Genomic DNA, 14,745 nt, shown 5'->3' on the forward strand with positions numbered 1-14,745 from the left:
TTTTAAAATTCCCCCTTTAGAATTGATTATATATAAATGGTATTTCATTAAATGGTTCAAACACTAATATAAGGATAGCTAAAATTACTATAATAGAACTTACTATTGCAAAACTTAAATATTTATCAGTTTTTAAAACGGTTATAAAGTTCTTCATCTACTCTAAGCCATCCTTTCCATCCTAAATGCATTACGTCACACATAAAATAAGGCGTATATTCTTCATCTTCTAAATTTAAAACATCAAAGCCTTTATCTTCAGCCATCTTCTGTACTCTAGTATAAAAATTATTTCTTGTTTCCTTTTTTAACCCAGTATGATCATACCATAATCCGTTAGTTGGCATTAAAATTATATACGGTTTTATTCCTAAATCATTACATGTATCTAAATATAATTTATAATCATCAAATTCTTTTGAATTCATCAAATCTATACCCTTATTAGAATCTTTTTTTGCTTCTACATTTGCTTTTAAATTATTATTATAATAACTATCATAAACCATAAAATCATTATTTGTCACCTGAGATTTTCCTTCTTTTTCAGCTTTTTCATACTCTTGTTTCCAATTAACTTCTTTGCTTGAAATTTCTCTTTTTTCAGGTAACTTTTTTAACTCTTTATATAATAATCCTTTATCCTTAAGTTCCACAACTTTTTTTCTTGCAATAAGATATGGCTTACATATTATATTAGCTATTTTATATATGTAACTATTATTAAGATAAATTTTTGCATAAATTCTTTCTGATAAAAATTGAGTATTTCCTAATAATAACTTACTTACTCTACTAGCATAGTAATTTTTATTTTCATTGCTTATTTTTTTATTGTCTAAAAACTTATAAAATTGAACTGGTGAAAAATTAGCTTGAAAACTATTTGCATCAATCCCATTTTCGTCCATAAACCATTGAAGTGAAACTATAAAGGCAACTTTCTTCTCATTCATATTTACATGTTGACTTCCTAATGTAGATACTTGATGTAAATTTTGAGAATATGATCTTCCATTTGTAACAATTGTATCTAACCCTTTAATTGGAAAAAATGTTGCTGGTAATTGTGAAACTGGAGATGCTAATTCAGAAGATCCTTGTAATACCAATTCATTCTGTTTAGTAATATTTTCATTATATATTACACCCTTATCTTTATATACACTTCCATATTCTCTGTTTATGTAATCTAAATTTTTACTTTTAAGCATTTTATTTACTTCCTTGTCCAAAAAAAAGTCTAAATAATTAATAGTTATCAAAGCTATAAAAATAGGAAACAATATACAGATAATCTTTTTTATCATTTTTATCCCCCCGTGTTTAGTATCCTAATTAAGTTTACAATAAATTTTATTATCTTTAATTATAAACTTAATTGGCTATAGTGAAGTTAATTTCAAAAAACGCACATTTAATACAATGTACGTTTTTAATTATATTATTTTATATAATATACACTATTAAGCATAATATACACTTATCTATTAAATATTTTTCAAGTTCTTTACTTTGATTTTGTATATTTTCTACACTATTTTGTATGTTGTTAATTTGTTCATCTTGCTTTTGTTGTAATGTAGTTACTTCTTCTACATTATCAACATATTCTTCAGCTCCCTTATCACCTTTAATTAAGTTTATTAGCCCTTTCTAATGAAGTAATTATCTTACTCATTGTCTTTTCCCTTTTTAATTTTAAGTATATTTTTTTATTAATTATATCATATATCTGTAAAAAACTTACTACTAATATATTTAATTGAAATTTATTATATAAATCAACATTTTCTAAAAAGAAACTGTTGACTTATATAATAAAATAAATTATAATGTATATATTAACTTAATATCGCGGGGTGGAGCAGTTGGTAGCTCGTCGGGCTCATAACCCGAAGGTCGTAGGTTCAAGTCCTGCCCCCGCAACCATAAAAAACACACTATAAATTATAGTGTGTTTTTTAGTTTGTAATGTGTTTTATGAAAAACTATACTATTCTTTTAATATACTAATACTTTCTAAATTATTACTTATTGAGTTTACATTGTATTTCTTTTTTAGTTTCTAAATTATTATTGATTTCTTTTGATAATATATTTTTCTTTTTATTCTCATATAATGATTCTTGTAATTCTACAATGAAATAAAGAATTATCATACCTATAAGCGACAATCCAGCTATAATCAAAACAATAACTATAATATCTATTGAGGAAGTTAGGTTACTGATAATCATACATTTTTCCTCCTTATAAATTATTTATATATAGCTTTAATAGTTAATTCGCATTAAAATTCAAATATATATTATTATATGTTTTCACTGCACTGCTTTTTCTATAATAATAAAATTTATTTTTTATAATCAAATATACAATATTTCCAAAATATTATTGACAAAATATATGTATCATTATACTATTGTATTAAGCAATTAGTACAATAGTACAAAGGAGATGAAACTATGATATGGGAATTCAAGGATGAACGTCCAATATATATACAGTTAGTAGAACAAATACAGCTTAGAATAGTATCTGGTGTGTATGGCATAGGAGAAAAACTTCCATCTGTAAGAGATTTAGCAAGTGAAGCGTCAGTAAATCCAAATACAATGCAAAAAGCACTTACAGAATTAGAACGGAAGGGTCTGGTATTTAGTCAAAGAACAAGTGGTAGATTTATTACGGAGGATGGGGAAATGATTAAAAAAATGAGAGATGATATAGCTAAAGAACAAATTCAAGATTTCTTTGAAAATATGAAAAAAATTGGTTATACCCCTAAAGAAACAATTGAAATAGTCGAACAAATAGTAAAGGAGATGAAATAATGGATAATCCTATATTAGAATGTAAAAACTTAGTTAAACATTATGGTGGAAAAGAAGCTTTAAAAGGAATTGACTTAAAAATAAATAGAGGCAGAATTGTAGGACTTCTTGGACCAAATGGTAGTGGTAAAAGTACCTTAATTAAACTTGCAAATTCACTATTAACACCAACAAGTGGTGAAATATTAATTGCTGGAAATAAACCTGGCGTTGAAACAAAAAAAATAGTTTCTTATTTACCTGAAAGAACTTATTTAAATGATTGGATGAAAGTTTCTGATATCATAGACTTCTTTAGAGATTTTTATGATGATTTTAATTCTGAAAAAGCTTATGACATGTTACAAAAGTTAAATATAAATCCTAAGGATAAATTAAAAACTATGTCAAAAGGGACTAAAGAAAAAGTTCAACTTATTTTAGTAATGAGTAGAGAAGCTGAACTTTATTTCTTAGATGAACCAATAGCTGGAGTTGACCCTGCTGCTAGAGATTATATTTTAAATACAATAATTAATAATTATAATGAAAATGCTACAGTTATAATATCTACACATTTAATATCAGATATTGAGCAAGTACTTGATGATGTAATATTTATTTCTTATGGGGAAATATTCTTAACAAAAAGTGTTGACGAAATAAGAGAAGAGCACGGAAAAACTGTTGATGCTCTATTTAGGGAGGTATTTAAATGTTAGGAAAATTAATGAAATATGAAATAAAAGCAACTGGGAGAATTCTTTTGCCACTATATGGAGTCCTTTTAGCATTTACATTAATTAACAAACTATTTATAGGTAACAATTGGGATACTTTAGATGCTAGTACTTTAGGTGGAATTCCTGCTGTTCTTAGTATATTTGCTTATGGCGTTACTATGGCTGCAATTTTTATAGTAACTTTCTTTATAATAATACAACGTTTTTATAAAAATCTTCTTGGAGATGAAGGTTATTTAATGCATACCCTTCCTGTAACTACATGGAAGAATATTTTAAGTAAACTTTTAATCGGAATTTTTTGGACTGTAATAAGTGGTATTGTAGCGATACTTTCTATATTTATTTTAGCATTTAGTGTTAGTAATTTTGATCCTAATTTCTTTAATGAACTTGGTAAAGTATTTTCTGAAATATACAAAGAAGTGGGAATAAGTGGATTCATGCTATTTTTAGAATTTATATTAGCCGTATTTATACAAATGGCAATGGGTATAATTATGATTTATGCTTCTATTTCAATAGGTCATTTATTTAATAAAAGAAAAATTCTTTCTTCATTTGGTGCTTTTATTGTATTAAATATTATTATGAACACAATTACTTCTATTCTTGGAATAACTTTCTCTTGGAAGTTAGAAATGTATGCAGATACTATAAATCAACATTCATTAGGATTATTACACGGAATTATTTGGGGTGTTATTGCAGTTAATTTAATTTTCTTTATCTGCTATTTCTTCATAACTAATTATGTTGTAAAAAATAAATTAAATTTAGAATAATATAAATATTATATACACGCCTAACCTAAATTAATAACTTAATAATTAAGGTTAGGCTTAAATTTATTCAGTTATAGATGGCAAAGAATTTAAGTTATTAGATTCATTTTGGTCTGGTAAACTTCTTAAATATTCTTCACCTTTTTTAGATACTCCAACGGCTACTCCATATATATTACCTTCTTTAGCCATTCTTACTCCATCTTCTTTAGATATTCTTTCACCATTCGAAAGTTCATATCCAATCACTTCTCCAGAGTGTTTTATTAAAGCTGCTATTGATTGTGCATTACTATTAGGTGTCGGTACTTCTTTATTAATGTTAATTGGTAATCCACCTAACATTCCATCTTTATTGTCCATAAAATTACACCTCCTATAACATTATGGTGTTATTTTATCCTAATAATATACTTTAATTCATAATTAATTTATTTTACTCATATTATAATTTAATGTATCGTTTTTTCATTAACTGCAATAAGATAAACTAAACAGTAATAAATATTTTAGGTGGTGAAAAAATGAATCCATTATTAAATATGCTATTTAGTGCCCTTTTCCCTAATATGGGTCTAGGTGGTATGATGAATCCCATGGGTGGCAATCAAATGATGGGCGGTAATCCTTTAATGAACATGTTCGGTGGCATGAATAATAATCCTCAAGGAATGGGTGGTAATCCCCTATTAAATATGCTTTTAGGTGGTATGAACCCTAATATGATGAATATGATGGCATCTAATCCTAATAGAAATCCTATGAATGGTAACAATATGAATAATGGGAATATGAATATGAATGGGAATGGAAATAACAACATGAATATGAATTCTCTAATTAATATGTTAATGAGAGGACAAAACAATAATGGCACTAATCCATTTATGAATATGAATGGTATGATGAATCAAAATAATAATATGAATAGAATGAATAACATGAATCAAAATAATATGTATAATAGAAATAATACTAATCAATCTAATTTTAAAAGATAATTAGGATGCCAAAATGAGCCTTTAAAGTTAAGGCTCATTATTTTTTATATTATGAATTAACTATTTCTCCCCCATTAACATGAATTGTTTGGCCTGTAATATATGAAGCACATTCTGTGGCTAAAAATACATATGCTCCAGCACATTCAACTGGTTGACCTGCTCTTCCCATTGGAGTATCTGAACCAAATTGAGAAACTTTATTTGCATCAAAACTAGCTGGTATAAGCGGTGTCCATATAGGGCCTGGAGCAACTGCATTTACTCTTATTCCAGTTTTTCCTTTTGCTAATGCAAGTGCTAACGATCTTGTAAACACAGTAATTGCTCCTTTGGTCATTGAATAATCTATTAAAGTTTCACTTCCTCTAAAAGCTACAACTGATGCTGTATTTATTATGCAGCTTCCTGCTTTTAAATGCTCCATTGCAGCCCTAGTCATATAAAATGTACCATATACATTTACTTTAAAAGTTTTATCAAATTGCTCATCTGATAGTTTTTTTATATCCTTACATTCATATTGAACAGCAGAATTATTTACTAATATATCTATTTTTCCATATTCATCAATCGTTTTTTTAATTACATCCTTACAAAAATCAGGATCTCCAATATCCCCTTTTATAAGAGTACATTTTCTACCTATTTGATCTATAGTTTTTTTAGTATTTTCTGCATCTTTTTCTTCATTATAATAAACAATTACTATATCTGCTCCCTGATTAGCATAAGCTACTGCTACTGCTTTTCCTATTCCACTATCTCCTCCAGTAATTATTGCAACTTTATTATTTAATAATTCACCCTTTTTATTATAATTAGGATCATCATATATCGGTGCTGGATTCATTTCATATTCAAACCCTGGTTGATGATCTTGATGCTGTGCTAGAAATGAAGTTGGAAAATTCATATTAATTCCTCCTTGGTTATCTATTTAATGTGTCTAATATTAAATAGTATCTCCTAGCACAAAAAAAATATTTATATCAATTAAATTGACTAATATATTTATTAAAAGTTATAGAATATTTTGTTTCTTTTTCTAAATATTTTTTCTCTATAAATCCTACTTTTTTAACTACTTTACTAGATCTATGATTTTCTTTATGAACTTTTGCCACAACCTCATCAACCCTATATTTTAAGAATGCTTCGCTTAATCCTTTTTTAACTGCTATAGTTCCTATTCCTTTTCCCCATTTTTTCTTATCTCCTATAGCAATAACCATTTCTGCAATCTTGCCTTTAGGAATAATCTTTAAATATCCAATAGATTTATTTTTATGCTCTATTATATAAAATGGTCCATTAGTATTGAAATATTGGGTCATTATAGGTAATGTAGACTTATTTGCTAATTTATTTAAACTATTATTTATTCCATTTCTCTCATTTAAAAATTTTGTTACATCTTTATCGCTTAACCATTTTGCCATATTAAAAACATCTTCTCTATAAACCTCTTGCTGGAGATTTATATCCGAATATAACATTATACTATCCCTCCAAATAATCATAATAATCTCAATCGATTGTACAATTAAATCGCTAAATAGTAAAATGATGTAATTTTTGCAATATCTTATTAGATTTATTTAATTCACCTTTTCTCAGTTTATATTACTTTTTTTCCATTTTATTGGTAGCTGTAATTAAATTCAATAAAATTACTTTTAATAGAATTTAATTCAATTTAATTACAATTCTTATGCTAATTTAATATCTGATTATTTTTTACAAATCTTAATTTTTAATGTATATTAAAAAATATTACTAGTGAATATATAACATAAAATTTAATCAAAAATATAAAAATAGAAGTGCATAAATTTTATTACACTTCTATTGTTTATTACTTACATTCTGTTTTCAGTCTATATTCATCTATACTAAATAATATAACAGCACAAATTAATATAAATGCAGAAATCCAAACAGATTTAACTCCAACTTTTATAGTTGATACTCCCCCTAAGCATGCCCCTGTTAAAAAAGAAAATAGAATTATACAATATCGAATTAATTTTACAACATAAATATTATCTTTTTTTCTAAAAGCCATATAAGCAGCCTGTGATGCACTTCTTAAGTTTCCAGTACACATTGTTGTACTATAAGGAGAATCAACTAGTTTTCTAAATGAAGAAATCTGAACAGATGAAACAAATGATATTGTTGTAGTTACAAATATATTAGGTGCAGTAATAGGTATAAATCCTATAATAAAAAGTACTATAATTTCAATAATTAAAATAGCACGATCACTATCCACATTTATAAAATATGCTGATGCTTTAATTTCTTTTATTCTCTCTGCAACAATTACACCAATTATAAATGCTAAAATAGGTAAAAATGCCATAATGGCACCTTTCCAATTTCCATTAGTTGCTGCTACTCCCACTAAAACAATGTTTCCTGTTTCTGCATTAGCAAAAACTCCTCCCCTACACACAAACGTATATGCATCCAAAAATCCTCCTACCATAGCTAAAAGTATTCCTAAATGTACAGATTCAGAAGTATTAGCATATCCATTTTTAGACATATTAATATTTATATCTTTAGTAACCAACTCAAAATATCCCCTTCCAAGAATAACTATTTACCCTTTATTATATCATTAATTCCCTTATTTAAATAATTTAACAATGTTCTATAGTAATTGTTAAATTTCTATTTATTAAAAATAATCCTATGAAAACATTCTTATTTATTTTATACATGAACTTTCTTAATTAAAACATTAAATTTCTAAAAGAAAAAATATCATCAAAGCAAATGCAATGATGATATAAAAACTAATAAATAAATTTTTATTTTTTATTTGGTTCTTTATATTCTACGCCCTTAGTGTCAACAGTAATTGATTCAATAATTATATCCTCTTTAGGTATATCTTTTGACTTAGTTTTTACATTTTCAAGTTTTTCTACTATTTCTAATCCTGATATAACTTTACCAAAAGCAGCATATTCACCATCAAGATGTGGTGCATCTCCAGACATTATAAAAAATTGACTACCTGCACTATTAGGATCTTGTGTTCTTGCCATTGATAACACACCTTTTGTATGTTTTAATCCATTAGGAAAACCATTTGAAGTAAACTCACCTTCTATTGAATATCCTGGACCTCCAGTGCCGTCTCCATTTGGATCTCCACCTTGAATCATAAATCCTTTAATTACTCTATGAAATTTAAGATTATTATAAAATCCCTTATTAACCAAGTATATAAAATTATTTACTGTATTAGGCGCAGTTTCTGGATATAATACAGCTTCAATATCTCCATAATCTTTTACCTTTATAGTTGCTAAAGGTAAATTTTCAGTCAACTCTGGTAAATCACCGTTAGCATTTTCAGTTGTATTAGTTGCATTACTATTTTCTTTTTTATCCTTCATTTTAACATTACTACAACCGACTAATAATAATGAACTTATAGAAATTATTAACAAAATTAATTTTGTATATTTTTTAATACTTATTACATTCATCAATTTCTCCACCTTACAATTAAACTTTTTATACCATATAGTATATCATAATTTATTATTTTACCACTATAAATAGAGATTTAGAACATTTTCATAAATATTCTAATAATATATATTAATTAATATAATAAAGGAGATTTTATGAGCTATACTACAAATAGGCAACCTCAAGGAACATTAAAAAATGATGAGACATTTCTTAGAGAAGGTTTAATAGCTGAAATAGTTGCTATTAATGACTATAGTAAATTTTTAAGTATTACTGAAAATAAGGAAGTTAAGGAAGTATTTCATCATATAATGGAAGAAGAGAAAGAACACTATGGTCTATTTTTAGAAGCATTGCGCTCAATAGATAAAGAAGAATTTGAATTATATAAAGATGTAGATGAACATGTTAATATAACTACCAAGAACAATTATAAAGAATATTATAATACAAAAGAAAGTAAAGCATACTTATTAACTCATATTAGAGAAGCAATTAAAGGAGAGTTAGAAGCTATAATATTGTATGAAGACTTTTTAAAAAATACAGAAAATGATGAGATATTTAATATTATAAAAGAAGTTACTAGAGATGAAAAGGAACATGTTGAAGAACTTACTAAAGTATTAATTATATTAGATAAAGATAAATATGGACCTTTATAAATTAAATAATGTATTTTTCACTCTGTGTTTTAAAATAATTATTCTGTATAATATTTTCTAAGTAAATTGAGAAATTTATTAGACACATGAAAGAAAATAACAAGTCCAAAATGCGATGTATATTTTGCATCAGGCAAGGAAACATAATTGTTTAATAGCAGGCTATTAGGCCATTATGATGACGCAACATGACACGAAATAGACTAGTATATTGACTTGTTATTATTTTGAATGTGTCTTAAATGAATATGTATAATGTTTTTATTTAAATATTATTATACTAAAAGAGGTACATTCGAATTAATGAATTCACCTCTTTTATATATAAGTATAAAATTCATTTTAATAATAATATCTGTTTAAATATTAGAAAATATTTTTTAATATAATTTTAAGCACTTTACTTTTATAATCGTTATGTTATAATAACTATTATTAAATAATAATATAATTCTAATATTCATAATATATTATCTAAAATTTACAACTAAAGTTTTCAGGAGGTATTAAAATGGAAATTAAAGAAAAAATATTAAATACTATGAAAGAAGCTAATAAACCATTAAGTGCTGGAGAAGTAGAAAAGCTTTTAGGGCTAGATCGTAAAGATATTGATAAGGCATTTAAAGAACTAAAAAAAGAAGAAGCTATTGTATCACCTATACGTTGTAAATGGGAGCCAGCAAATAAATAAATAAATAAATAAATAAATATGTTACATTTAAAAATAATAATATTAACTAGATAAATTTATCATCCTACTATAATATTAATAATTACTTAAAGCATATTAAACAAAAGCTGTTTCAAATAACAAATAATATTTTTTTGAAACAGCTTTTATTTTATTTAACCCTATGTTTTAAGTTGATGTTTATTATGTAGAATAAAATTTAATATTTAAATAACAATGCACAAGCTGTTCTAGTCGCAGCAATAGACCAAAACATTATTTTATCTCCTCTTTTAATTTGTCCTTTTTTTATACCTTCATATAAAGCAATAAGCGGAGAGCTTGTACCAGTATATCCATACTTATCACCAACATATATTACTTTTTCTTCCTCTATTCTAAGTATATCAGCACAACCATAAACAAGAGAACTAGCAAATTGAGAAAAACAAAATGCTTTAATATCTGATACCTTTAAATTATTATTTTTTAATAATTTATTAATAGAATTTTTTGCAATATATACAACATTATCATCACATTCTGTCCAACCTAATTTCATATCTTCATGTGATGTAGTATTCTTATAAAAAGAAGATGCACCACATTTTGGATATACTACCGAATCATATTTTGGGCTTTCTGTATAATAAGTTGAATCAATCATACCACAATCTTCCTCAGTTTTTTCTAAAATGATTGCACATCCACAATCACCAAACATAGGATATACAAACTCATCAGTTTTTTTTGCATGAATTGTAGCATAATCAGCACCTATTATTAAAGCTCTTTTAAAATTATGATTTTGAAGTAAATATCTTGTAGCTGAATCAAGTGCTACGAGCATACCAATACAATTAACATTTAAATCCATAACCATAGCATCTTCTTTTCCACCTATAGCATCATGAACTATTAATGCTTGCGTTGGACATGTATACTCTGGAAATTGACTTGAAAATATAATGATATCAATATCATTTCCTGTAAGATTAGCACTTTCTAACGCCTTTAATGCAGCTTTTACCCCTAATGTAACTGTAGTATCAGAATTATTATTTACTACTTTCCTTTCACTTTTCCCAAAACATTCCAACATCCTTCTTATATCTTTTCCTTGTTCTTTGAATAACTTTACATAAAATTCGTTTTTTACCACATTCTGAGGATGTTCAATTTCTATACTCCTTATTTTTACATTCATCTTTTATACCCCTTTTTTATTTGGATTTTAACTACCATATTAATTATCATATTGTTATTTTTTACTTTTTGAACAATTTGTTCCAATTAAATATTATATTAAAGTACAATTAGTTCCATGTCAACCTCTTTTTCTACAAATTGTTCTATTTTTCTTTGAAAATTGTGTATATTATAGTAAAATATTTTCAATAAGAGGAGGTATAATAATGTGGTGTATTGGTGAGGCTATAAAAAATTTAAGAGAAGCTAATGACATGAGTAGAAAAGATTTAGCTGCGTTATTAAAAGTCACATATAAAACAATAGGAAATTATGAAAATGGAGATAGAGAACCTAATCTAGAAGTTATAACTAAGCTTAGTGAAATTTTTAATACATCTACTGATTATTTATTAACTGGTAAAACTAATATAAGTACTCCTAAAGGTGATATTCATTTAAAATTTAAGAGCGGAAAAAAAAGTAAATTTGATATGAATATGATGCAAGAATTTATAAAACAACTTGAAGAAAACAAAATAGATGCTGAAGCTATTATAAAAGAATTAAATGAACAACATTCTTAATTGGATGTTGTCTTTTTATACCTATTTGGTAAACATTTATTATTATGTTATATTCTATAAAAAATTCTTAATTTTTTAGTTGTATATGTTGTATATAACATAATAATTTCTAAACCATTTATTCACATTATGGAGGGATATTATGAATGATTTATTAAAATGGGTTTTAAAAAATATTGATACTATTAAATATACAAAAAATTTTTCTGAAGAAAAAATTATTTGGATAAATAATTCTTCTGATTCATTAAATACAGATAAAAATATAAAAAGTAAATAAAATTATAATAATTACTTATTACTTTAACTAATATATATGTTTATAATTAGTACTATTAATTCAAGACATAATTTTCTATAAAAATTTTATAAAAATTATAAATATAATAACTTAACTTAGAACATATATATTAAGTTTAATATTATAGAATTTAGATATTAATGATTAAATGGTAATAATTAAACTTAGGAGATTATATTAAATACAACTATATATAAATATAACAATGAATAGAAATAAAACTTCAACGTAAGTGTTCTTAGTTGAAGTTTTATTTCTTAAATTAATAATTAATAAACTTGAGCTTTTTAATAAAAATCTTATATATATCTAACTTCAACTTCATTTAATAATTTCTCACTTTTGCATCTAGTACTTCAAAACATATTAACTATTAATTATTTAGATATATAATAGTAACTGCATGTCATCCAAATGCTTAATAATACTAATCTATATATAAATTATTTTTACATTTTTTATTTTATTAATCTAAAAAGCACAAATATATATTGAGTTAATAAGATAGAAGTAAATTAATTATTAAGAGGAGATATAATATTTATGGAATACTATAATAATAATTTAGATCCTACTAGTACAAAATTTATGGAATCTATTGGAGATTTAAATGAAGCATTCCAAGATGAGAGAAGTGATTTAATATATTATGAATATCTTGCTAATATAGCACCAACAGATCAAGAGAAAGAAATAATATATTCTATAATAAATGATGAACGTATGCATGCTACACTTTTTAGAAAAATGTATCAAGAACTTACAGGGATTGAGATTTCACATGATGCTAAAGAAAAACTAGTAATGCCAGAATCATACTTATCTGGTATTAGTGAAGCTATAAGTAGGGAATTAAAAGAAGTAGAACGATATAAGTCGATTCGAGATAGATTTCCTACTGGATCTTCATATATATCTACATTATCAAATATAATTGCAAATGAATTAAATCATATTACACAACTTAATAATATACTTTCATCAAATAATACTATGAATAATTTATCAATGCCTAAAAATTATATTAAACAATCTACAGTTAATTTCACTTTGGATGATTGGAATAAATTTATCGAACCATTAATTAACATTATCTTATCAGAAAATGAAAATATTACCTGTAGTGCGCTCATTAAAAAATCAATTTTATCAGGTATACTAGTAGGCTTAGGAAATATACCTTTAGATGCTATTAAACTAGTTGAAGATTGGGAACAAAATCAAGATATTAACTCATTAAGAAGATGTAAAATGAATAGATATTTTGATACTTTAGATTAGATTTAATCTTACCATCATATATTAATCAGTATTGTAATTAATATACTTTAAAATATAATATATACATTAAAAAATAGAGAACTCAGTAATATATCAATTTCTGAGTCTCTATTTTTAATTCATATTAAATATATAAAATAAAAATAATATATTTTTTATTCAATATATTCAAAAAATACTTTTACATTTCCTCCACATACCATACCAAGTTTTGCAGATGCAGAATTTGATAAATCATATTTTTCTAAAGTTGATTGTTTTTCTTCAAATAATTTTAGTGCTTTTTTATGTGCAGAATTTTCTACACTTCCACCACCAATAGTACCAACAAATTCTCCTGTTTTATATACAAGCATTTTAGTTCCTGCTTCTCTAGGACCTGATCCATGCTTTTCAACTATTGTAGCTAAAACCATCGGTTCATTTCTATTTAATATAGCATTAGAAATATCATCTGATATAGTACTTATTATTTTTTCATTCTTAGCTTGAACTATTTCAGCCAAAATACTTATTGCTACCTCTGCTGGTGTTTTAGCTCCTATACTAAGACCTATTGGAGTATGGACTTTATCAATTTCTTCTTTTTTAAATCCATTTTCTAATAAACTATTGGTCACAAATTTTACTTTTCCTTTGCTTCCAATCATTCCAACATAATAGAAGTCATTTTTAAGTACTGTTTCTACGCAAATTTTATCATCTTTATGACCTCTTGTGACTATAACGAAATAAGTATTTTTATTAAATTTAACTTCATTAAATGCTTCACTAAAATCTTTACATATGATATTATCAGCCATAGGAAATCTTTCTTTATTAGCAAATTCTTTTCTATTGTCAATTACTGTAGTATTAAACTCTAATAAATTAGCCATTTGACATAAAGGTAAAGCGACATGCCCAGCACCACAAATAACTAAATTAGGTTGTCCTATAATATATTCTATAAATAATTTTACATCATTATCTAACTTTAAAATGTATGTGCCTTTATTAAAATCTACTTTACTTAAAATTTCATTCCAAAAATTTTTAATATTTTCGTTTTCTTTAACCACAGTTTCTTTACTTTTAAATAACTTTTGTCCTGCTATATTTTTACCATCATATTTTCCTTCTACAACAGTTACTATAAATACTTCTTCATTTAAGTTTAATTTTTCAAAAAGATCTTTATAAAAATTTTTCTTCATCATTTTTTACC

Annotated in this window: 19 protein-coding genes and 1 tRNA gene; 10 read left to right on the plus strand and 10 right to left on the minus strand. The window is 25.2% G+C overall.

The features are described from left to right. Positions 1-16: 16 nt before the first annotated feature. Positions 17-157, minus strand: a complete 141-nt coding sequence (locus tag KYD98_RS01220) for a hypothetical protein (protein ID WP_219777768.1) — start codon at positions 155-157, stop codon at positions 17-19. Then, a complete protein-coding gene (gene dltD / locus KYD98_RS01225) occupies positions 126-1,310 on the minus strand; it encodes a D-alanyl-lipoteichoic acid biosynthesis protein DltD (protein WP_258049558.1) in 1,185 nt (394 codons plus the stop codon). Before dltD ends, KYD98_RS01220 begins: the two co-directional genes overlap by 32 nt. Positions 1,311-1,856: 546 nt before the next feature. Between dltD and KYD98_RS01230 the strand changes: the two genes are divergently transcribed. Further along, positions 1,857-1,932, plus strand: a tRNA-Met gene (locus KYD98_RS01230). Positions 1,933-2,030: 98 nt separating this feature from the next. Here KYD98_RS01230 and KYD98_RS01235 read toward each other — a convergent pair. Next, positions 2,031-2,240, minus strand: coding sequence for a hypothetical protein (locus KYD98_RS01235; protein WP_219777769.1), 210 nt, complete (start codon positions 2,238-2,240; stop codon positions 2,031-2,033). 228 nt (positions 2,241-2,468) lie between these two features. On the opposite strand from KYD98_RS01235, the gene KYD98_RS01240 reads away from it, so the two are divergent. The 3 genes from KYD98_RS01240 to KYD98_RS01250 are packed head-to-tail and all read left to right on the plus strand — an operon-like array spanning position 2,469 to position 4,344. Continuing rightward, positions 2,469-2,837 carry a GntR family transcriptional regulator gene (locus KYD98_RS01240; RefSeq protein ID WP_219777770.1) on the plus strand — a complete coding sequence of 123 codons (369 nt, stop codon included), beginning with the start codon at positions 2,469-2,471 and terminating at the stop codon, positions 2,835-2,837. After that, positions 2,837-3,538, plus strand: a complete 702-nt coding sequence (locus tag KYD98_RS01245; RefSeq protein ID WP_219777771.1) for an ABC transporter ATP-binding protein — start codon at positions 2,837-2,839, stop codon at positions 3,536-3,538. Before KYD98_RS01240 ends, KYD98_RS01245 begins: the two co-directional genes overlap by 1 nt. Continuing rightward, positions 3,532-4,344 carry an ABC transporter permease gene (locus KYD98_RS01250; RefSeq protein ID WP_219777772.1) on the plus strand — a complete coding sequence of 271 codons (813 nt, stop codon included), beginning with the start codon at positions 3,532-3,534 and terminating at the stop codon, positions 4,342-4,344. The genes KYD98_RS01245 and KYD98_RS01250 overlap by 7 nt, the downstream gene beginning before the upstream one ends. 63 nt (positions 4,345-4,407) lie before the next feature. On the opposite strand, the gene KYD98_RS01255 is transcribed toward KYD98_RS01250, so the two are convergent. After that, entirely contained in the window at positions 4,408-4,707 is a 300-nt protein-coding gene (locus tag KYD98_RS01255) for a DUF3892 domain-containing protein (protein WP_219777773.1), read from the minus strand. Between the two features lie 161 nt (positions 4,708-4,868). Here KYD98_RS01255 and KYD98_RS01260 point away from each other — a divergent pair, with 161 nt between their 5' ends. Further along, entirely contained in the window at positions 4,869-5,345 is a 477-nt protein-coding gene (locus KYD98_RS01260) for a hypothetical protein (RefSeq protein ID WP_219777774.1), read from the plus strand. A 49-nt stretch (positions 5,346-5,394) separates the two neighbouring features. On the opposite strand, the gene KYD98_RS01265 is transcribed toward KYD98_RS01260, so the two are convergent. The 4 genes from KYD98_RS01265 to KYD98_RS01280 all read right to left on the minus strand — a co-directional run bounded on the left by KYD98_RS01265 (position 5,395) and on the right by KYD98_RS01280 (position 8,854). Then, a complete protein-coding gene (locus KYD98_RS01265; protein WP_219777775.1) occupies positions 5,395-6,261 on the minus strand; it encodes an SDR family oxidoreductase in 867 nt (288 codons plus the stop codon). Positions 6,262-6,337: 76 nt separating this feature from the next. Then, on the minus strand, positions 6,338-6,844 hold the full coding sequence (locus KYD98_RS01270) for a GNAT family N-acetyltransferase (RefSeq protein ID WP_219777776.1): 507 nt from the start codon (positions 6,842-6,844) through the stop codon (positions 6,338-6,340). Between the two features lie 359 nt (positions 6,845-7,203). After that, positions 7,204-7,926 carry a YoaK family protein gene (locus KYD98_RS01275; protein WP_219777777.1) on the minus strand — a complete coding sequence of 241 codons (723 nt, stop codon included), beginning with the start codon at positions 7,924-7,926 and terminating at the stop codon, positions 7,204-7,206. A 241-nt stretch (positions 7,927-8,167) separates the two neighbouring features. Beyond that, positions 8,168-8,854 (minus strand): peptidylprolyl isomerase, encoded by a 687-nt coding sequence (locus KYD98_RS01280; RefSeq protein ID WP_219777778.1) that lies wholly within the window; start codon positions 8,852-8,854, stop codon positions 8,168-8,170. A gap of 141 nt (positions 8,855-8,995) precedes the next feature. On the opposite strand from KYD98_RS01280, the gene KYD98_RS01285 reads away from it, so the two are divergent. Beyond that, positions 8,996-9,508, plus strand: a complete 513-nt coding sequence (locus tag KYD98_RS01285) for a ferritin family protein (RefSeq protein ID WP_219777779.1) — start codon at positions 8,996-8,998, stop codon at positions 9,506-9,508. A gap of 511 nt (positions 9,509-10,019) precedes the next feature. Beyond that, positions 10,020-10,202 carry a transcriptional regulator gene (locus tag KYD98_RS01290; protein WP_219777780.1) on the plus strand — a complete coding sequence of 61 codons (183 nt, stop codon included), beginning with the start codon at positions 10,020-10,022 and terminating at the stop codon, positions 10,200-10,202. 199 nt (positions 10,203-10,401) lie between these two features. On the opposite strand, the gene KYD98_RS01295 is transcribed toward KYD98_RS01290, so the two are convergent. Next, positions 10,402-11,388, minus strand: coding sequence for a 3-oxoacyl-[acyl-carrier-protein] synthase III C-terminal domain-containing protein (locus KYD98_RS01295; RefSeq protein ID WP_219777781.1), 987 nt, complete (start codon positions 11,386-11,388; stop codon positions 10,402-10,404). Between the two features lie 208 nt (positions 11,389-11,596). Here KYD98_RS01295 and KYD98_RS01300 point away from each other — a divergent pair, with 208 nt between their 5' ends. The 3 genes from KYD98_RS01300 (at position 11,597) to KYD98_RS01310 (ending at position 13,538) form a co-directional block, all read left to right on the plus strand. Further along, positions 11,597-11,956, plus strand: coding sequence for a helix-turn-helix domain-containing protein (locus tag KYD98_RS01300; RefSeq protein ID WP_219777782.1), 360 nt, complete (start codon positions 11,597-11,599; stop codon positions 11,954-11,956). Between the two features lie 142 nt (positions 11,957-12,098). Then, positions 12,099-12,236: a hypothetical protein gene (locus KYD98_RS01305; protein ID WP_219777783.1), complete on the plus strand. Its 138-nt coding sequence runs from the start codon at positions 12,099-12,101 to the stop codon at positions 12,234-12,236. Between the two features lie 564 nt (positions 12,237-12,800). Next, positions 12,801-13,538, plus strand: coding sequence for a ferritin-like domain-containing protein (locus KYD98_RS01310; protein WP_219777784.1), 738 nt, complete (start codon positions 12,801-12,803; stop codon positions 13,536-13,538). Positions 13,539-13,693: 155 nt separating this feature from the next. Here KYD98_RS01310 and KYD98_RS01315 read toward each other — a convergent pair whose 3' ends face one another. Next, entirely contained in the window at positions 13,694-14,737 is a 1,044-nt protein-coding gene (locus KYD98_RS01315; protein ID WP_219777785.1) for an XdhC family protein, read from the minus strand. Positions 14,738-14,745 lie beyond the last annotated feature (8 nt).

This window comes from Clostridium weizhouense, assembly GCF_019431045.1.
In the GTDB taxonomy this organism is placed as follows: Bacteria; Bacillota; Clostridia; order Clostridiales; family Clostridiaceae; genus Clostridium; species Clostridium weizhouense.